Source organism: Marinomonas polaris DSM 16579 (genome assembly GCF_900129155.1).
Taxonomy (GTDB): domain Bacteria; phylum Pseudomonadota; class Gammaproteobacteria; order Pseudomonadales; family Marinomonadaceae; genus Marinomonas; species Marinomonas polaris.
This window is the reverse complement of the sequence record NZ_FQVF01000002.1, coordinates 305,553-326,935: the sequence shown is the minus strand read 5'-3', so window position 1 is coordinate 326,935 and position 21,383 is coordinate 305,553. Positions and strand designations below refer to the sequence as shown.

The 21,383-nt window shown below is 41.6% G+C and carries 14 protein-coding genes; 7 read left to right on the top strand and 7 right to left on the bottom strand.

The window, feature by feature from the left end:
* Positions 1 to 105 precede the first annotated feature (105 nt).
* The gene (locus tag BUA59_RS01475; RefSeq protein ID WP_072837942.1) at positions 106 to 2,076 is read right to left on the bottom strand and encodes a TonB-dependent receptor plug domain-containing protein; all 1,971 of its coding nucleotides are present in this window, start codon (positions 2,074 to 2,076) and stop codon (positions 106 to 108) included.
* A 123-nt stretch (positions 2,077 to 2,199) separates the two neighbouring features.
* Here BUA59_RS01475 and BUA59_RS01470 point away from each other — a divergent pair, with 123 nt between their 5' ends.
* Positions 2,200 to 4,275, top strand: coding sequence for a TonB-dependent receptor (locus tag BUA59_RS01470; protein ID WP_072837941.1), 2,076 nt, complete (start codon positions 2,200 to 2,202; stop codon positions 4,273 to 4,275).
* 100 nt (positions 4,276 to 4,375) lie between these two features.
* Here the strand turns inward: BUA59_RS01470 and dhbA are convergent, their stop codons facing one another.
* From dhbA to BUA59_RS01450, 4 genes are read right to left on the bottom strand one after another with little or no spacing between them, the layout of a single operon-like run.
* Positions 4,376 to 5,134 (bottom strand): 2,3-dihydro-2,3-dihydroxybenzoate dehydrogenase, encoded by a 759-nt coding sequence (dhbA, locus tag BUA59_RS01465; RefSeq protein ID WP_072837940.1) that lies wholly within the window; start codon positions 5,132 to 5,134, stop codon positions 4,376 to 4,378.
* Positions 5,131 to 6,015 carry an isochorismatase family protein gene (locus BUA59_RS01460; protein WP_072837939.1) on the bottom strand — a complete coding sequence of 295 codons (885 nt, stop codon included), beginning with the start codon at positions 6,013 to 6,015 and terminating at the stop codon, positions 5,131 to 5,133. Before BUA59_RS01460 ends, dhbA begins: the two co-directional genes overlap by 4 nt.
* Before the next feature lie 12 nt (positions 6,016 to 6,027).
* A complete protein-coding gene (locus BUA59_RS01455) occupies positions 6,028 to 7,668 on the bottom strand; it encodes a (2,3-dihydroxybenzoyl)adenylate synthase (RefSeq protein ID WP_072837938.1) in 1,641 nt (546 codons plus the stop codon).
* Positions 7,665 to 8,840 carry an isochorismate synthase gene (locus BUA59_RS01450; RefSeq protein ID WP_072837937.1) on the bottom strand — a complete coding sequence of 392 codons (1,176 nt, stop codon included), beginning with the start codon at positions 8,838 to 8,840 and terminating at the stop codon, positions 7,665 to 7,667. Before BUA59_RS01450 ends, BUA59_RS01455 begins: the two co-directional genes overlap by 4 nt.
* Before the next feature lie 199 nt (positions 8,841 to 9,039).
* On the opposite strand from BUA59_RS01450, the gene BUA59_RS01445 reads away from it, so the two are divergent.
* From BUA59_RS01445 to BUA59_RS01420, 6 genes are all read left to right on the top strand, one after another.
* The gene (locus BUA59_RS01445; RefSeq protein WP_072837936.1) at positions 9,040 to 10,140 is read left to right on the top strand and encodes an ABC transporter substrate-binding protein; all 1,101 of its coding nucleotides are present in this window, start codon (positions 9,040 to 9,042) and stop codon (positions 10,138 to 10,140) included.
* A 211-nt stretch (positions 10,141 to 10,351) separates the two neighbouring features.
* Positions 10,352 to 11,452: an ABC transporter substrate-binding protein gene (locus BUA59_RS01440; protein WP_072837935.1), complete on the top strand. Its 1,101-nt coding sequence runs from the start codon at positions 10,352 to 10,354 to the stop codon at positions 11,450 to 11,452.
* 29 nt (positions 11,453 to 11,481) lie between these two features.
* Positions 11,482 to 12,534 (top strand): FecCD family ABC transporter permease, encoded by a 1,053-nt coding sequence (locus tag BUA59_RS01435; protein WP_072837934.1) that lies wholly within the window; start codon positions 11,482 to 11,484, stop codon positions 12,532 to 12,534.
* A 3-nt stretch (positions 12,535 to 12,537) separates the two neighbouring features.
* Entirely contained in the window at positions 12,538 to 13,377 is an 840-nt protein-coding gene (locus BUA59_RS01430; protein WP_072837933.1) for an ABC transporter ATP-binding protein, read from the top strand.
* Between the two features lie 80 nt (positions 13,378 to 13,457).
* Positions 13,458 to 14,696, top strand: coding sequence for an MDR family MFS transporter (locus BUA59_RS01425; protein ID WP_072837932.1), 1,239 nt, complete (start codon positions 13,458 to 13,460; stop codon positions 14,694 to 14,696).
* A gap of 168 nt (positions 14,697 to 14,864) precedes the next feature.
* On the top strand, positions 14,865 to 18,875 hold the full coding sequence (locus tag BUA59_RS01420; protein ID WP_175550733.1) for a non-ribosomal peptide synthetase: 4,011 nt from the start codon (positions 14,865 to 14,867) through the stop codon (positions 18,873 to 18,875).
* 94 nt (positions 18,876 to 18,969) lie between these two features.
* Here BUA59_RS01420 and rnk read toward each other — a convergent pair whose 3' ends face one another.
* Complete coding sequence (rnk, locus tag BUA59_RS01415) at positions 18,970 to 19,383, bottom strand: nucleoside diphosphate kinase regulator (protein WP_012069327.1); 414 nt, start codon at positions 19,381 to 19,383, stop codon at positions 18,970 to 18,972.
* Positions 19,384 to 19,718: 335 nt separating this feature from the next.
* The gene (locus tag BUA59_RS01410; RefSeq protein ID WP_175550732.1) at positions 19,719 to 21,380 is read right to left on the bottom strand and encodes a glycoside hydrolase family 3 N-terminal domain-containing protein; all 1,662 of its coding nucleotides are present in this window, start codon (positions 21,378 to 21,380) and stop codon (positions 19,719 to 19,721) included.
* Positions 21,381 to 21,383: the final 3 nt, after the last annotated feature.

The window sequence follows — 21,383 nt, the reverse complement described above, 5'->3', positions numbered from 1 at the left end:
TCCTAAGCCTCCCTATGCGGAGGCTTTTTCATACCTATAAAACCCACACATAAAAAAACGTACATGTTTTTAGCATGTACGTCTTTTCAACCAGTTCATAACACTTTAGAAGTTATAAGCTGCACTTACAAAGAAGTTACGACCAAGCTCATAAGTTGTATAACCCGTATCTTCTTCATCTAAACGAACATCTCCAATATTCTTAATACCAGCTCGAAGTGTTAAGTTTTCGGTAACGTCAGCGGTCAAACCTATATCCGTACGGTAATACGAAGGCAGCGTGCTATACACATTGCCTGCACCTGAGTACTGCATACCAGATATATAATTAACAGACAGGTAGGTTGCCAATGTGTCCGTCACTTGGTAATCGAATGACAAACTTGCTTGATGTTCCGGACGTCCAGTTAAAGAGGTTTTTAAACCATCAGAATCTTCAGCTTCCGTATCTAAATAAGTGTAATTTGCTTTCAATAAAAGATCATCTGTTAAAGGAGTTGAAGCACTCAATTCCAAACCTTGTGTCATCGCTGTAGCAACATTAACCCACTTAGCTGAATTAGCTTTGCCGCTACTATCATAACCGACCTCACGCTCTATCAAGTTATCAATATCATTACGGAAGACAGCAGCGGTAACATTTAAACTTCTGGTATGATAATCCACGCCAAATTCATAACTAATACTGGTTTCCGCTTCTAGATCAGGATTACCAGACAAAGTACAAGATCCTCCACAACTTACGGTACGATACTCTTCGCTTAATTTACTAACTTCTGGTGCTTTAAAAGCCTTGGTGACACCACCTTTTATAGTCCATGAATTACTGGCGTTGTATACAAGATAAGCTTTAGGAGAAAAATTATTTCCATAGATATCGTGATTATCTACACGTCCACCTAAAGTAAAAATGAGCTTATCTGTTAAAGCTATTTCATCTTGAGCAAACAAACCATACTGATCTATGTTATATTCACCAGAATCTAAAAGTGTATAGCTATTTTTTAGCTGCTCATTTTGGTAATCCACACCAGCCATAAGTGCATGCATACCAATTACTTTGTTAGCATAACCTTTTGCATAAGTGTTATTTGCTTCTAGGCCAGAGTGGGCTTTAGGCTCGCCATATTGAGAGTTATAGTCGTATATATCACTTTCTTCACGTTTAATATAAGCAGTAGTATTCGCCCAATCCCATCGCCCCTTATGAGTGATAGCCAAATCGGTACGAGTAATTTCTTGCTCGCGCGTAGCACCGCCTGTATTAAAAACTTGGTAAGGACGTTCATCGTGGTTATAACCAAAGTCAACATCGACCTCCTGATTATCCGCAACCTGCCAAGTCAAAGTAGAAACTAAGTTTTGTGCATTTTTCTTTTCACGCAATGGAGAAATGTCACTCTCATTAGCAAACCAAGCTTTTTGTCTTAAATCTTCAACGCTAACGGAAAGAGCTACTTTATCACTGATAGCCCCCATTCCAGACACACCTAAACGATATTGGTCACCACCTTCCCCAGATTCAATTTTGCGCATTTCTGCACTTGCAGTACCAGTCCAGCCAGCATCAGCAAGCGGCCTTTTAGTAATAATATTTACCACGCCACCAATAGCATCCGCACCATAAAGCACAGACATTGGCCCACGAATAATTTCAATTCTTTCTATAGAATTCAACGGTACACTATTGAAATCGGTATCACTGCCTTTATCAAAAGCACTTCCAGCAGAAACACGTTTGCCATTTACTAATAAAACTGTATATCCGCCATCCAAGCCGCGAATCTGAATCGAATCACGACCTGTTTCATCACTAAAATTATTAACACCTACTGTTTCTCTAAGTAAATCGGCCACACTGTTTACTGTAGATTTAGCGATATCATCCTTAGTTACTACTGTTGCAAAGGCAGGAATATCCTCAATCTTTTTAGCTTCCATTGTTGCTGTAACAACTAGCGTATCTAACTGCTCAGCATCTTCAGACAAATTAACTTCATTATCTTCACTTGCAGCAAAACTCATCATTGGGATAGCTGCCAGCATGCTGACTATTAGTTTTTTCTTGGAAAACATAAAGCTCCATCACTCCTCAAGTTATTAAACAATCAAAAAACACCAGTTAATAGTATTGCGAAGTATTATCATTATCAATAAGATTAACAAACTCTTTATCTAATTTATGCAAAAAGGAATAGCATGTCTCTCTTAAAGATAAATCCATCAGTTCAATTCCCAAGCAACCTATCTACCATCGCCCTAGCGGTCATTAGCATTAATGCGGCTTGTGTTTCATCAAATGCATTCGCGGAAGAGGTTAATGCATTACCAGCTTTGGTCGTTACTGGTGAAAAAATAGACAAAGACATTAAAGAAACAACAACAGCCGTTACCATTATTCATGGCAAAGATATTGCTAGTGGCGAAACTAAAGATGTAAAAGAACTAGCAACGCAGGCACCAAACGTCGTCACTTCTGCATTTGGTAATGTCGCGATACGAGGAATGAGTGGTAACGGAGCTGCTTCCGGTGGTTACGCCTTGATCACTGGCGCACGCTCTCGCGTTTCTACCGTAATAGATGGTGGTACCCAAGATTGGTCTGGCTATAATTTCACGCCAAGTGGTGTCTGGGACGCCCAGCAAGTGGAAGTCTTACGTGGCCCACAATCTACAACTCAAGGTACCAGTTCGATCGCAGGCGCAGTTGTAATAAAAACCAATGACCCAACGTTTACCAATGAATCCGCTATACGGACCGGACTCGAACATTACGAAAACGGAAATCTGAAATACAACTTAGGAGCGATGTCATCAGGTGCCTTAATTGACGATGAGCTGGCATATCGCATTACACTCGATGGCACTAAGGGCGAAGGTTGGATGAACTACGCTCAAGAAAACAATGAGCTAGACACTGGCCCCGACGTCAACGATGCAGAAAACTACAATGTACGCGGAAAATTGCTTTGGGAGCCTGCAAGTAATCCTAACTTAACTGCTAAATTAACCGTTGAACATCATAAGTATGAAGGAGAGTACTTAAGCTGGGCAAATGATGAAAAAAATAACTTTTCTGGACCACTGATGACTTTAGGAAGTGGTGGTCGCAATACACGTCTGCAAGATTCAACAACAGACGCAATTGCAATAGACATCGATTACGATCTAGGTGGTGGGATCAGTAACGCTTTATATATCGCCTATAGCAAAAGCAAAGTAAGCTTTGATGAATATCCTGGGACGACACTACTCGACATAACAAAAAATACCACAACGATTGAAAACCGTATCATCTTCAATCAACCTGACGCGACGCTAACAGGTGTCATTGGCTTATTCGTATCAAAAAAAGACACTGATACAGACATCACTTACCGTGGTCAAGATTGGTACACTGCCAACGACACCTCCACCACTACATTGGCATTCTACGGTGAAGGAAGCTATGCATTAACTGAGAAAACAAATTTGATTGGTGGTGCTAGAGTAGAAAGAGAAGAGGCAGACCGCTTTATTGTCAATGATGGCCGTACCGATGTTGATCACGACGATAGCGAAACAAACCTCCTACCAAAAATCGGTTTAACACATGCAATATCAAATACCACAACATTAGGCGCCAACATTCGTAAAGGCTACAGCCCTGGTGGTTCTGCTTATCAATGGGACTCAACACGCGAGTTTTACACTTATGAAAGTGAAGAGGTTATTGCTTACGAAGTGAGCAGTAAAAGTCAATTCAAAAATGGCACCACACTAAATACTTCTTTGTTCTATAACGACTACTCTAATTACCAAGCAATGTATAATGATCGCATCAACAATATTGACGCAGCACACACATACGGTTTAGAAGTGGAAGCCACCGCTTGGGCTACCGATGATCTTCAAGTACGCGGTTCTATTGGTTTGCTACGAAGCGAAATTGACAATTATGAATCCTCAAAAGGAAATGACCTTCCTAGCGCCCCTGAAACAAACTTAAGCCTAGGGTTCACTCAATATATTGGTGAAAACTGGTCCTTTGGAGCAGATGCAACCTATGTTGGCGAGTACTATTCTGACCTAGATAACACAAAAGACTACAAAGCTGGCGATTACGTCCGCACCGATGCTCGCATACAATACGTTAATGGCAGCCTAACTATCGATGGTTATGTTAAAAACCTAACCGACGAAACCATAATTTACGAAATCAATGGGGGAAGATCTGTACGTGCCTCTGTGGGCCAAACTCGCACTATCGGCTTAAGCGCTACCTACCGCATGTAATAATTAGGAATAACGCAAAAAACCAAAAAGGCGAATCAGAAATGATTCGCCTTTTTGGTTCTTCTATAAATAGTCCAATCAATTGTTATTCAATTATAAATTACGCATTTAACGTCGCACCACCATCCGCAACAATATCTTGCATGGTGATATGGTTCGACATATCAGAAGCAAAGAACAAGACCACTTGGGCGATATCGTTAGGTTGGGCAATTTTCCCCAAAGGTATGCCGAGTTTATATTGCTCTGGAAAGCCTTTGATGGTGTTTTGCTCGGCGTCATCACTTGTCCACAACATGCGTTGCATGTGTGTATCAGTAGAACCCGGACAAACCAGATTACAACGGACTCCATAAGGTGCTAGCTCTAGTCCAGCAGTATGACTGAGCGCCGATAACGCGGCTTTTGATGCACAATAAGCCGCCATATTCTGACGCGGTACTTTTGCGGCATTCGAGCTAATGGTTACTATCGCCCCATTTTTCTGACGCTTAAACGTCGGAGTCGTATGCTTAATCATTAAAAACGCACCACCAGCATTGACGTTAAAGCAGTGTTTGAAACCCTCAAAGCTGGTTTCTTCAAGGCTCCCTAAATGTAATATTCCTGCACCATTAACCAGCACATCTAAGCGTGGAAAATCTGACAATACGTTTTGAATCGTCTGTAAAACCGCACTTTCATCGCTAATATCAAGTATCACACAATCAAAATCATAAGACTGATTATCAAATGACAAGTCAAAGCCAATAACCTTTGCGCCAAATTGGGTAAATTGGTTCGCAACTTCTAACCCTATTCCTCTACCAGCACCGGTTACCCAAACTGTTTTCCCTGAAAAATCGAGCGGATTGATCATGCTGCACACTCTCTTTTGCTTTGAATAAGGTGCCACCAGCCATTTAGCGTTGCAGCACTGGCCAATTCCTGAAAAGAAACCTCAATTCCCTGCGCTTTCCATTTGGTAACCAATGACATGATTTGAATCGAATCAAGGCCATAATCCATCAACTCTTCATTGGCATCAAACTCCTGGATATCTTCGTCATCAAGGAAGGCAAAAACTTGCGCTTTTAACTGCTCATAGCGAAAGCCAGTATCCACAATATCGGTTGCAATCAACACCTCTTTTGTTGAAATCACTCGACCAGTTCTTCCACCTGTAAAGGTTAGTGCCTGTCTATGCTCTCCCTCACTAAAATCCGCCAATGCATCGCCTATCATGAAAGGCTGAATATCACGCATAAACGCATCAGCTGCCGTAATCATGCAGCCAATGTGTGCATAAACACCACCAATCAATAACTGGTCGCGTCCCCAGCTCTGCATAAGTTCTTGAAGGTTAGAGCGATGAAATGCGCTATAACGCCACTTCACCAAGACTGTATCGTGCTCATCTGGCGTTAACTCTTCGACAATTTTTTGCAATTCAGGGAAATTGTTTAATCCACTTCCCCACATATCATTCAGCAAGGCTCTATCTTCAGGCTTTTGATCATTGGGTTGCGCCGTATATACAACAGGAATGCCATTCGCTCGGCAGTATGCTTTTATGGCCGCAAGATTTTGTTTAAGGGTTTTAATTAGCTCGGAATCCGCATCATAAAAGCGCAAAAAATAAGCCTGCATATCATGGATTAAAAACACCGCACGCTTTGGCTCCAATACCCAATTTACTTTTTGATTTGGGAACGTATCAGATGTTGGCATAAGGTAAGAAGGTATCGTTGGAATGCTCATATAAAGTCCTTTTTATAGTGTTTTATCTAGTTGAGAAGTAAGTTGTAAGCGTTGACGTATCAACTCGCGCAATGCAACCTTGTTAGGCTTGCCAACAGGAGTAAGGGGAAGAGAGTCAATAAACTCAAAGCGATCAGGCACTTTATAATCCGCCACACCCAGCCCTCTTAAATATTTACGCAAAGTGAGACTTTTCATGCCGTGACTAGCGATTTTCGGCACAATAAAAGCACAGCTCTTTTCTCCCATCATGCTATCTGGCATAGAGACAAGGGCACTGTGCATAATCAGCTCATGCCTCAATAAAAAGTTTTCTATTTCTTCTGCAGCGATCTTTTCACCACCACGATTGATTTGATCTTTATCACGCCCGACAACCGTCAAATACCCTTTATCGTTACGACGCACCAAATCACCTGAATGATAAAAGCCCTCACTATCAAACACCTTGGTGTTATGTTCTGGCGCCTTGTAATAACCACGAATGGTATAAGGTCCACGAGTTGCCAATTCACCAATTTCACCCACAGTCACCTCCTCACCGGCCTCATTAATGACTTTTACTTCATCAAGCGAGCACATTGGTCGACCTTGTGTCGTGACTATTGTGTCAAGGTCATCGTCTAGTCTGGTATAGTTCACTAATCCTTCTGCCATACCAAGAATCTGTTGCAACTGACAACCCAATACATCAGGCACTTGTCTAGCAAGACTCTCACTTAGTTTCGCGCCACCAACCTGCACCAGCTGCAAAGACGATAAAGCGGTTTTATTAGTTGGTGCTGCTTGTAACCACAAAGCCAAAGCGGGAGGAACCAAAGCGGCAACCGTAACTTGATGACGTTCTATTAGCTTAAAACAAGTACTAGCATCAGGACTTGGCGACATGACAACACGTCCTCCAACATGAAAAATACCAAATGCACCAGGAGAACTCATTGGGAAATTATGTGCACAAGGCAGCGCACACAAATACGTTGTAGCAGATGTAAAGTGACAGATTTCAGTACTACGACGCACACTAAAAAAGTAATCGTTGTGGGTTCTTGGGATTAGCTTTGGCGTACCTGTACTGCCACCAGAAAGCTGAAAGAATGCCACCTCATCAGCCTTGCTTGGTGTTGCCGTTAACAATGTACTTGTCGATGAACCAAGTATATTTTCAAGGGTCTCAGCCCATTCTGATTTGCCAACAATCAAAGCGTGCTGTAGCTCTTTTGACAATGCGCTCAACGTATTGAAAAAAGCACCATCATGAAACAAGGCGTGTTCATCACTGGCAATAATAATCTTAGGTTCGATTTGTGTGGCGTAAGCAGTTAACTCCATTTTGTTATGACTAAACAATGCGTTAACAGGAGCAACACCAAGACGCATAAGCGCAAAGAACACCACATAAAACTCGGCAATATTAGGCAGCTGAACTAATGCGGTGTCTCCCTTTCGCAAACCTAATTCCTGTAGATAGATAGCCAATCGCTTAGATTGCAAACACAGGTCTCGATAACTAAACGACTTTTCACCACAAATAACTGCAATGTTCTCGTGTGGCGCGTTATCAATTAAGTCCAACAACGGTCGATCTGTCCAATAGCCTTTTTTGCGGTATTTTTGAGCAAATGATTCTGGCCATGGTGTATAGGCAATACTCATATTACATCTTCCTTTATTCCAAATGCATTTAGCATAGTGCGCATTTTCGCGCTAGTTTCTAACCACTCGCTTTCTGGGTTTGAGTCTGGCACAACACCAGCCCCAGCGAATAAGGTCACCTTGTTCTCCGACACTTCTGCACAACGTATCGCAATAGCCCACTCGCCATTGCCTTCTGCATCACACCAGCCAACTAAGCCACTAAAAAAGCCACGTTGGTGTGGCTCTAGAGCCTCAATATGACGCTGTGCTTGTAAGGTGGGTGTGCCACACATTGCAGGTGTTGGGTGTATTTGCTTTATAAGATCGAATACAGAGGGAGGGTTTACAGTAGGCAGCGTTGCTTCAATATCAGTTGATAAATGCCACATTGTTGGCGTTGAAATCAGGCTAGGCTCTTCCCGTACGTTAAGGCATTCAACAACAGGCAATAAAGAGGCTAGAATCGCGTCAACAACAAGCCGGTGCTCATAGTGGTCTTTCGCAGAATTAAAGAGGCTTTTCGCAGCTTGTCGATCAGCATCGGCATTACCAAAACGTTTAGCCGACCCTGCCAATGGATTGGAAAATATCTTATTACCTTGTTTTCTAATCAGTAATTCAGGACTAGCACCAATCAAAATACTGTTTTCAAGCGGAACACTAAAATGGTAAGCACTTGGATTTTGCGCCATGATATTGGCCAATAAACGAGGAACGTCTACATTTCTGTCTAAGGTTAATTTCAGTATTTTGGATAACACCACCTTTTTTAAAGGACCGCGTTCAAAAATAGACAGCACCTGCTCTATCATGTCTAAAAAATCAACATGGCTTGGAGCAAAACTATGCTCACACACATGATGAACAAAGTCCTTATCTACAAATGATGACAAGGTACGATCTAGAGGCTTTACTATCTCGAACCATTCTGGCACCACCAGTTGTGCAGCTTGATTCATATCGAATGGAATAGCTCCAACCAAAATTGGATTGCTCTTCCCTTGAGCTTTCTCTTTTTTAAAAACAGCTTGAACTTCTTTATGAAAGGTATTAGCAAGAACTGGAATGGTAAGTCGCTGACGAATGCCATTTGCACGTACGAGATTGAAATTGGAATTAAATAAAAACAAATCATCTTGAGATTGATTCAATGCTAAAGAACTAGCATAGTCTTGAATGGTAGCGTCCATAAAAACTCCTGTAATGATAACCATTAGCAACAAATATAAACGTAATGATAATCACTTGCAATTAATTAGAGGAGTGATTGACTTGTAAATTATCCGTAAGCGTACTATTAAGAGTAGGCAGAACCTTAAAAAGTTAATTCATTGTTAGTCCGTACAGAACACACAGAAACAAAAATCATTCTTAATAAAAGAGCCTTTTATGAATCGATCTACAATGCTTCTTCTTATGTTATGGATGTCTTTTTTTACTGAATCAGTCCAAGCAAAAATGACCGTCATTAATGACGTTTTAGGTCGAAAAGTGGAAGTGGATTTACCTGCACAAAAAGTAGTCTTAGGGTTCTACGCCGAAGATTACATGGCCATTGGCACTGAAACCGCCTTTGATAAAGTGGTCGGAATTTCTCGTGACACATGGAAAACCTGGCGCCCCGCAAATTGGAGTCTTTATACAAATTATCGCCCTTCATTAAAGGACATACCTGACGTTGGTGAAGTAGAGGCACAAACTTTTTCTATTGAAAAAGTCATCAGCCTTAAACCTAACGTGATTCTATTAGCCGACTGGCAATATAAAAGCTTAGGCACCGACATTAGCCGTTTAACAAACGCTAATATTCCAATAGTGGTCGTTGACTACAACGCACAGACATTGGACCGTCACATTAAAAGCACGAAGATTATTGGCCAACTTACAGGACAAAATGAACGAGCGAGAAAAATCGCAGACGAATATAAGCTGGCTATAGAAAACACCTTACAACGCATAAAAGAGGCGAACTTAGTAAAACCACGTACTTATGTAGAATACGGCAATAAAGGCCCAGGCAAATTCAGCTTCACATATGGAAAAAACATGTGGGGCGCAGTCGTAACCATGTTGGGAGGCAATAATATTGCTACGCCATTTGTTGAATGGTGGGGCACGATGAGTCCAGAGCAAGTATTAGCATCAAATCCCGAGGTAATTTTCCTTTCAGGCACCGAGTCTGGAGTAAAAGGAGATGCTATGGCTATGGGGCAAGGCATTGACCGAAAACTGGCTGAGTCTCGTTTAAAAGGCTTCACAAAACGTGCCAGCTGGGAGCAAATGCCAGCAATAAAAAACCAGCGAGTTTACGGAATATACCATGGAGCTGCTCGTACTATTTTAGGTGCGCCTATGGTTCGCTTTATAGCAAAGTCTATGTACCCAAATCTATTTGAAGACATCAACCCAGAGCAAGAATACCTAGATTTTTATAAACAATATTTACCTGTCACGCCAACAGGCACCTTTACCGCTCAAGTAGCAAAGTAAAATTTATCGCGAATTTTGCAGGAAATCGAAAACGAAGTCTCTTAAATATGAGTAAAAGATCCTCAACATTTTAACCTAATATAGCCCTATTTTTTACAACACATAGAAATGAATCTTAAATGTACCTTCTGTCTCAATAAAACCCTTGATTAATTCTCCTCTATCCGTAAGATGCCAAAAAACGAAAATCATTCTCAATAGAGAGACTTTTATGAATCGATGTGCTGTGTTTATTTTGATGTTAGGAATGTCCGTTTTTGCTGGATTAGCTCAGGCAAAAATGACTATCATTGATGACGTTTTAGGCCGAAAAGTGGAAGTTGACTTGCCAGCCCAGAGAGTAATTCTAGGGTTCTACGCCGAAGATTACATAGCAATAGGAACAGAAAGCGCATTAGATAATGTGGTAGGTATTTCTCGTGATACATGGGAAGGATGGCGTCCAGCAAGTTGGAACCTTTATACAAACTACCGCCCTTCATTAAAAGAAATTCCTGACGTTGGTGAGGTAGAAGCGCAAACGTTCTCTATTGAAAAAGTCATTAGTCTTAAGCCTAGCGTTATTTTGTTAGCCGATTGGCAATATCAAGGACTTGGTACCGATGTTGAACGCTTAGAGAGCGCAGGAATTCCAATAGTTGTTATCGATTACAACGCTCAAACATTAGAGCGTCATGTTAAAAGTACTCAAATTATTGGGGCATTAACTGGACAAGAAAAACGTGCTCAAGAAATAGCAGATGACTACCAACATACGATAGAATCGACCCTACAACGCATAAAAACCGCAAAATTACCAAAGCCACGCACTTATGTTGAATTTGGCAATAAAGGCCCAAGCCAATACAGCTTCACTTATGGAAAAAACATGTGGGGTGCTGTTATTAACATGTTGGGAGGCGATAACATTGCCACACCATTTGTTGAATGGTGGGGAACAATGAATCCTGAACAAGTGCTAGCCTCACGACCTGACGTTGTTTTCCTTGCAGGAACAGAATCTGGCATGACAGGTAATGCGATAGCAATGGGCCAAGGCGTAGATAGGAAGCTAGCTGAAGCTCGTTTAGCAGGTTATAAAAAACGTACTGGATGGGAACAAATGCCAGCAGTGAAAAATGGCCGAGTATATGGCATATACCAAGGTGCCTCTCGTACTATCTTAGATGCTTCCATGGTTCAATTCATGGCTAAATCTATGTACCCAAGTTTATTTGAAGACATAAACCCAGAACAAGAATATCTAGATTTCTACAAAAAATATTTACCTGTTGTACCGACAGGCACCTTTACCGCCCAAATAACGGAGTAATATTCATCGACCATGATGAATTCATACCTATGCAATCAGCCTTAATTTCTGATGCGGTTTCAAGCCAACGACGTAGCGAAAAGCGTCGTTGGTCAGTTATAAGCATCCTACTGATCATTCTTGTTTTTTCTTTTATTTTAGATGTCGCAACTGGCCCGTCTTTACTCAATGTAAAAGACGTCGCCAATGCCTTACTAAACCTTATTGGTTTCCCTGTAGAAGTCGATCCGACAACACAAGTCATTGTGTCCAGCTTGCGTCTACCTATTGCTATTATGGCCGTCGTTGTTGGTGGTGTATTAGGCGTCGGTGGCGCAGAAATGCAAACCCTACTCAATAACTCCATGGCAAGCCCGTACACTTTGGGGATGGCAGCCGCAGCGGGATTTGGTGCCGCTTTGATGCTGTATTTTGATTCATTGGGATTAAATACTAATATTGCGGTTCCGTTAGGAGCCTTTGTTTGTTGCATGTTGGCGGCGGCATTTTTATTCGCATTGGCAACCATGAGACACATCAGTTCAGGTCAGCTTATATTGGCGGGTATCGCGTTACTGTTCCTTTTTCAGTCTTTGCTGTCTCTCGTACAATTTGTGTCTTCACCAGAACTCAGCCAACAAATCCTATTTTGGCTCTTCGGCAGCTTATCAAAAGCCTCTTGGTCTAATCTTTCAATTATCATAAGTGTTACCGTTGTCTGCATGTTCTTTTTAATACGTGACGCATGGAAACTGACCGCATTACGCTTGGGAGAGGAGCGAGCCAAAAGTCTCGGAGTCAACATTACTCGACTGCGCTTGCGAACCTTGTTAATCGTTGCCGTTATGACCGCAACCGTAACCAGTTTTGTTGGCATTATTGGCTTTGTCGGCATAGTCGCACCCAATATTGCCAAGATTTTGGTTGGAGAAGATCAGCGTTTTTTCTTACCCTTGTCTTTCATCATTGGGGCATTTTTGCTTTCTAGTGCATCAGTGTTATCTAAAGTTATCGTTCCTGGTGCTCTCTTTCCAATAGGCATTGTCACCGCTATTATTGGTGTGCCTTTCTTCTTCTGGCTGATTCTGGGTAAAAGGCGCTAACTTATGCTACAAGTAAACAATCTCAATGTTGTTATAGATGATCTTGTTTTAGCAAAAGACATGTCATTTGCTCTAGAATCTGGCAAGGTCAACGTCATTATTGGGCCAAACGGCACAGGTAAAAGCACGTTATTAAAAACCTTGTTTGGCGATATTCACACCAAATCAGGTGAGATAACTTTTGCAAACGAAACCTTACAACGCAAACAATTATCACGCTGGCGTAAGCAATTTGGCTATATGCCTCAAGACATTCGTCTTGATGTAGAGTTAAGTGTTTTAGAAGTGGTTCTACTTGGTCAATTAAATGCTCTAGGTTTTCGATTAGACGATAGTGTTATTAAAGAAGCTTTATCTGCTCTTGATAAAATTGGTCTCTTGCATCTAGCGAATCGCCCAGTAAATAAGCTCAGTGGCGGCCAATGCCAAATGATTTTATTTGCTCAAGCCTTAATGAGAAAACCCCAAATACTCATGTTAGACGAACCAGTCAGCGCGTTGGATCTGCATTTTCAGCATGTCCTTCTTGATCATCTAGATGCTCAAACAAAGGAACAAGGTTGGATCACCATCATGGTGCTTCACGACTTAAATCTTGCTGCTCAATATGCCGATAATTTACTGGTTCTTAAAGATGGAAAGTTAATTGCCACCGGTCACCCAAACAACATACTCACACCATCGCTAGTAAAAAATGTTTATAACGTTGAGGCTGATATTACAAAAGACGCCGCAGGCATTCCTTTTGTTCGAACCATCCGAAACAATCGCGCAGCTACTTCAATCATCGAGAACAAAGAACCAAAAGAGCAAGCAATAAAAGTCGCAGAAGGTGCTTTCTAAACATCCTAGTCAAAGTGAATCACAACAACCAAACACTTGCTTAACATTATTATTTTATTAAGGCTTAAATCAACCACACCATGCTTTCGAAACATCTGATAAAAGATTGGCAATTACTCTCTCCTGCGGGACGAGTATTGGTGATAAACGGCTTCACTTTCAATCTTGGCTTTTACATGTTGCTGCCTTATCTAGCGGATCACCTACAGCATAACTTGGGTATCAGCGGTTGGTATGTTGGTTTAATTATTGGACTTAGAGTATTAAGCCAGCAAGGCATGTTTTTAGTAGGTGGTACTTTAGGTGACAGATTAGGCTACAAGCGCCTTATTCTATTGGGTTGTGCCGTTCGTATCATTGGGTTCACCTTATTAGGAGTTGGGCAGACTATTCCCATACTAATATTAGGAGCATTTTTTTCTGGTCTTGCTGGCGCACTTTTTACACCGAGCAGCCAAGCTTATTTGGCATCTGAATACCCAGAACAAAAAGCCAGAGATAAAGTTTTCGCCTTACAAAGCCTCACATCAGAAGCAGGAATGCTGCTAGGACCACTAGTAGGTTTGTCTCTACTCTACGTCGATTTTGCTTTAGTTGGTGTCGTTTCTGCAGGGTTATTTACTTTACTACTCATTATTCAGTGGCGTTTTCTACCTGAATTGGAATCACAAAAAAATACGACGCACGCTCATTCGAAATTCTGGAAGCAATGGGGACAAATGCTCAGCAACAAATCCTTTATGCGATTCATATTATGCGCTTCTGTGTATCAATTACTATTCCACCAACTATACATTGCCGTTCCACATGAAATCCGTGTAGTCACTCAGGACGTCAGTATCATTACTTGGGTTTTCGCGACATCTTCTATTATGGGCGTCTTAATGCAAATGCCCGTAAGCCGTTTCGTTGAGTCACACTTGGGAACGGCTCGAGGTATAGGATTAGGCATGGCGATTATGGGATCCAGCTACCTATGGCTCAACCTTAGCCTGCAGTGGCTACCAGCCTTATCTTTCATAATTTGTGCAGTCTTTTTTAGCCTCGGCTCGATGTTAGTGTTTCCACTGTTAGGTGCTTATGTCCCTAAATTTTGCTCTGCTAAGGAATTAGGTAGTCATTATGGTTTGTATTCTTGTGTAGGTGGTCTATACGCTTTTATAGGCAACATCAGCACAGGTTGGCTATTATCTTCGACAAATATAAATCATGGTTGGATTTGGTCAGGGCTAGCAGGCTTTGGAATCCTGTCAGGCGTACTGCTTTTTCTGCAAGTAACTAGTCACATCAAAAACAAAAATATTGCTTTTTCTAGTTGAGACTGCAATTTAAAAAATAAAAATACTTTTCAATTTATATATTCATATATATGTAAATTTTATTTAATAGACTTAATTATAAAATCAACTTATGTTAATTTAAGTAAATATTTAGGACATAATAATCACAGTTCTAACATGGATGACGTTTTTTGCAGGAGCAAACAAATGATTAAAAGTCATAATAATTGCTATGGTTCAAAAGAACCTATTTCTCAACAATCATTTGCAGTACCCCTTTCTACCGCCCAGCGTGGACAATGGATCGCCCAAAAACTAGCGCCTCAAGGTGCCGCCTTTAATATTGCCGAATACCTTGAAATAAAGGGGGCAATAGATGCAGTTCATTTTACTTCCGCTATTAAACAACTCATCAGTGAAGCTGATTGCATACGCAGCCGAATCGTCGAAGAAGACGATAAAATCCTCCAGATCATCTATCAAACAGATGAAGGCTATTTCTCTTTATCGGACGTTAGTTCTGCAGAAAGCCCGCATCAAACAGCAATAAAATGGATGACGGAGGACATGATGCGGCCACTCACCAAACCAGGGGATATTTTGTGGCGTAGTGCTTTGATTAAGCTCGGCGAAAACCATCATTACTGGTACCACCGTTGCCATCACGTTGCACTCGATGGTTTTGGAGGAAACTTGCTCACTCTAAGACTTGCTGAAATATACAGTGCATTACTAAACAATCTAGATGCAGGCCCTAATCCTTTTGGCTCTCTTGCTGCACTTGTCGAAAGTGAACATGCGTACAAATCTTCCAAACGCTATAAAAAAGATCGTCAGTACTGGCTAGAAAACCTTATCAACTTACCCGAAACCACGTCCCTTTCTCAGAGAATAGATCATTCTCAGAATAAAAAGCAGCTACGCAAACCTCTAACATTATCTCAAGAATTGACTAATAAACTCATTGCCATTGGGCAACAAGTAAACGCCAGCCTACCGCAAACTCTAATAGCTTTAGTGGCTGCGTATTTTTATCGTATGACAGGAGCGAATGATTTAGTTTTTGCAATGCCTGTTACTGCAAGAATCCAACGATTACAACGTGGTACACCTGGAATGATGGCAAACGCTGTGCCTATTCGCTTAAGTTTATCTACTGAAATCACATTGGAAAAGTTAATAACACAAGTATCTAAAGTAGTACTTAGAGCACTACGTCATCAGCAATATCGTTATGAAGACCTAAAGCGTGAGCTGGGGTTAATGTCTGCTGGTCAGCAAATTGCCTCGCTAGGAGTTAACATTGAACCTTTTAATTATGACTTAACATTCGGAAATTGCTCGACCTCGCTGCATAACCTAAGTAATGCCTTGATCGACGATCTTACCGTTTTTATCTTCGACAGACACGACAACAATGGTTTAAAAGTAGAGTTTGACGCTAACCCTACACGTTACACAGAACATGAACTAGAAAACCATTTAGCACAGTTTGAACGCCTGATAGACGCAATGGTATTGGCACCTGCCAACCCTATAAGTAAGGCAACATTATTGTCAGAAAGTGAGCGCTACAAAATTCTGCATGTATGGAACGATACGGCATGCTCTATTCCACAACAATCCGTAGTCGAAGCATTTAATGCTAAAGTAATCAGTACTCCAACAGCCATTGCAGTAGCCTCTGGACAAAACACTTTAAACTATTCAGAACTTAATGCACTTTCTAATGCTTGGGCAAATAAGCTGATACAAGAACAAGTTTGCCCAAGCGATTTAGTTGCTATTGCACTAACACGTAATACGGACATGCTAGTCGCTTTGTTGGGTACACTAAAAGCTGGAGCTGCGTATTTACCACTGGATCCTGACTTTCCAGTAGAGCGCCTTCGCAGCATAGTAGAGGATGCCAATCCCAAGTTAATACTCAGCTGCCATGGTGCTATTGGACAGTTACCCAAAGTTGATATGCCGATAATATTAATCGATGACGCACATTCAGATATTTCCTTAGACAAACATGTTTCTCATCCTACTGGCTTAACAATTCAAGGAAGCAATCCGGCCTATGTCCTCTATACTTCAGGCTCTACGGGTCGGCCTAAAGGTGTAGAAATTTCACATAAAGCCTTGATGAATTTCTTATACGCTATGCAAAAAGAGCTCAACCTTACTAGCGAAGATAAATTTCTGGCTGTTACGACCATTTCATTCGATATTTCTATCTTAGAGTTATTCCTGCCTATTACTGTTGGAGCATCTGTTCTGATTGCGGATAGAAAAACCGTTCGCGATCCACAAGCGTTAACAAAGCTAGCGGTCAAAGAAGGCGTAACTTTGCTTCAAGCTACGCCGTCTCTTTGGCAGGCATTATTACCGACATACAGCAATGAACTAAAAGGCATTCGGCCTTTGGTAGGAGGCGAAGCGTTATCAGGTCAACTGGCTCAAATCATGTCAAACTTGGGGCATCCTGTTGTAAACCTATATGGGCCAACAGAGACAACGATCTGGTCGAGTATTATGCCACTGGTTAAGCCAACAGACCTCCGCCACCCCCCTATTGGTAGACCTCTGCTAAACACTCAAATGTATGTTTTAGACCACGCAATGGAGCCTGTTCCGGTAGGCGTAACAGGAGACCTATATATTGCCGGTGATGGTTTAGCACTGGGTTATTACAATCGCCCTGAATTAACAAATGAGCGGTTTATCTCTAATCCATATGGCAAAAAAGGCAGCCGCCTATATATCACGGGAGATAAAGCACGCTGGCGCCAAGATGGGGTATTAGAATACCAAGGTCGAGACGATCATCAGATTAAAATTCGCGGCTTCCGTATCGAAATTGGTGACATTGAATCTGCATTATTAGCTTGTCGCGAAGTCATTCAAGCCATAGTCGTAGCTCAAACGTCGCCGAACGAAGATAAGCAACTGGTTGCCTATGTAATACCAATAGACAGCAACCTAGATACCAATGAACTTCGTCGTCAGCTAATCAATGTACTGCCTGATTACATGGTTCCAGCACACTTTATGCTGTTAAATGAAATGCCATTAACACCAAATGGAAAAGTAGACCGAAAAGCCTTACCTCTACCAACTTGGCACGCATCTAATAGTTATGAACCACCAAGAAATCAACTAGAAGAAATGCTCACTAGCCTTTGGGCTGAGACATTAGGTCTTACTCTAGTTGGTATCCGAGATAACTTTTTTGAAATTGGTGGCGATTCCATATCTGCAACAAGAATTCTGAATCATATTCAGAAGAACTTATTAATTGAAGTGCCATTAGGTGTCTTATTCAAAGCCTCCACCATTGCCGATCTTTCTGACTACTTAAGTCGAAGTGATGATTGGGATCCTATGATTTGCACGCTACCTATCAAATCTAGCGGTACGGATTCACCATTATTTTGTATTCATCCTGCACTTGGCCTCGCTTGGGGATACGCAGGACTACTACGTCACTTATCTAAATCAACGCCAGTATTTGGCCTCCAAGCAACGGGGCTGCGCCATGCAGCGCGCTTGCCAGAATCTATAGAAGAAATGGCAGAAGAGTATTTATTGCAAATTAAAAACGTGCAACCAAAAGGACCATACCGTCTTCTAGGCTGGTCATTTGGTGGTCTGGTTGCTCATGCTATTGCTGAGAAGCTACAAGCAGAAGATGAAACAGTGTCCTTTTTATGTATGTTAGACAGCTACCCATACAAACTCGATTACCAGCAGCCAAAAAACGAAGCAGATATTGTCAGAGCAGCCCTACTCTTTCTAGGTTATGATCTCAGCACACTGGAAAAGCTGCCTATTAACAAAGAAGAATTAGCGTCGTTGTTATGGCGAGATTATGATGATTCGTCCATGTCTGTGGTTCAAGATATCCAAAAAAGCCAAACAAATATTATGGACAGAGTTCAAACCATAATCGAAAACAACTTAGCACTGGCTGGTCGCTTCAAACCTAGAAAGGTGGATGCAGATTTACTGTTTTTTGTCGCTGAAGATAGTGTGAATGGCTCGATGGGTAATATTCTTGAGCACCAATCCAATGCCTGGGCCTCAAGAATCACAGGTGAAATAGAAACTCATAACATTTCATGTCGGCATCAAGACATGCTTGATTCTGAACCGCTAAATGCCATTGCTCCTATTATAAAAGAACGCCTTGAGCAATCTGCTGAAAAGCATAAAACCAAAGTAAATTAACGGTATCAGTCAAGACTAAAAAAATAACCCCGAGCGTCAAACGCAAGGGGTTATTTTTTATTACCAAAAACTGATCGCTAACTAACGAAAAAACCTAAAGTTGGAACTCACCAGCACGTTCAGGCTGATAGTCTACCTTCATAATAACTACCGACAGCACATCACCATTTGGCTTAGGCCAATCAATTTGATCACCTTCCTTTAGACCAAGTAACGCGCTGCCAACAGGTGCTAAAACTGAAACCGTGTCTTCAGCGCCATTAGCATCTTTTGGATATACTAAGGTTTTTGAAAATTCCTTTTCCGAAGACAAGACTTTAAATGTTACAGTCGAATTCATCGTCACAATATTGTCAGGCATATCTCGTGGCTCAACAATTTCGGCGCGATTAATCTCCTCCTGTAAATCATCTTTGTTGGGGAATTGCGAATAACTTAGTGAATCCAGTATCTTCTCAAGTCTCACAGCATCTAATGATGAAATGGTTATTTGTGGTCTTTGCATCATAATCTACCTATTCTTTATCTTGGTCTAACCTATTGCTTAAAATAGAAAAAAGCCGTAAGTAAACTCATTACCTACGACTTGCTTCAGAAATTTTTCCAGTGTGTAAAAAAGTATAACGGAAGGGGAATTTGCTCTAGCAGGAAACCTTCCTTGTTTTTATAACACTCACTCTTTCCAATTCGAGCGGTGGATTTGCACCACAACGGACCATCATAAGCGAGTTCGCACACAAAGTCAGCAAACAAAAAAAGAGCCTGTGCACATTAATCTCTGAAGTGACCCCCAATAGTTGGACAACCAACATTGGGGGTTCTTTTTATTAAGCTAACTATCAATCAATAACGTAGTTGCTCTAACCCACAGAATGGATCAATAGCAGCATTAGAATTAAAGCTTAACCGTCCTAACAAGCCTTCCACGACCGCCTTCTGAACCTCCAATAAAGGACTATAGGCATTAATGTATACTGGCACTTTAGGTGCGTCGTACAAAAGATAAGGATGACCAAAAGATACCATTACCGTCGGAATATCGACCCAAGGACGATACATGGCATTACCAAAACCATCGTGTAATGCCATCCAATCAATGTAAATGTGCGACTTTACCAACATAGATTCATCAGCGTTAAGATAGAGCAACAAATCATACTCTTTCACATTTAATGCCATACCTGTTTGAAACTCTGTCACTTCAAAGCCTTCATTTTTCAGCATGGTAGCCACACTCAATGGCGCAGGAATAGGACTAAAAACATGTCGAATACCAGTAGAAATAACCAACACGCGCTGATGACGTTCTAAACTGATTGGTAAAATATTATCGCGATTTTTTACCAAATGCACCGTGCGACGATTCAGCTCGGGGATTCGGTCCGCGTAATCTGATGCCAACATATCCTTAAATTTACTGGAACTAATCTCCTCTTGCTTTTCATGCAAGCCCAAAGCGGCTTTCATCGCTAAGATCCGCATAACAGATTGCTCTAAGCGTGTTTCAGATACTCTACCTTCACGCACGGCTTTAAGCATATAAGCGTAATCTTCAACCGGGTCCTTGCAAAACAACAGCATGTCACAACCGTTTTCAATGATCTCAGCAACCACGTTTTCACGTTTCGTCCAGCTACTCAAACCCGCCATCACAGTAGCATCTGAGACAATTAAGCCATTAAAGCCCAGCTCTCCACGCAAGAGTTGTTCATTGAGCAACTTACTAACACTTGCCGGACGCCACCACTCTGCCGGGTTGTCATTATGAGTCTTTACATATTCAGGTAAAGCGATGTGAGCCGACATTATCGACATCACGTTGCTATCGATAGCACTACGGTAAAGTCGTCCATAACGCTCCTCCCATTCGGACATAGTTAATGGATTTACTGTGGTGACTAGATGCTGATCTCGGTCGTCGAACCCCTCCCCCGGCCAATGCTTTGCCGTTGCTGCAATACCGTTTTTTTGGAAAGTAGTAATATTCGAGCGACTCATACTTTCGATAACATCAACATCGCTACCGTATGATCGTGTACCTACGACAGCACTACGAAACTTAGCGTTGATATCAACAACCGGAGTAAATGACCAGTTAATGCCAAGCAATTTAGCTTCTTGAGCAATCACTTGGGTACAATATTCCACCGCACTCTCATCTTTCAACCCAGCAAGACCAAGCTGGTTTGGTACTTGAGCACCGAAAGGAAAGCTCATGCCACCGCCTTCAAGGTCACCACTCACCAAAAGCGGAATGACAGAATGACTGCGCAGCTGATTCATCATCTTTACTTCGGTATCAAGATCTTGCCCGACAAACTTAGTCACCGCACCAGGCTGAATCGTATCAATAAGAGACAACTCTTCTGCGGAATTTGCTCTAACAATAAGATTAAACAGTTGCCCTACTTTTTGCTCTAACGTTAGCTCTGAATAGGTTTTATTCACCCAAGTAAGCTCGGTGTCACCCAGAAAAAACGGTGCATTACGGAATGATTCATTCATAAT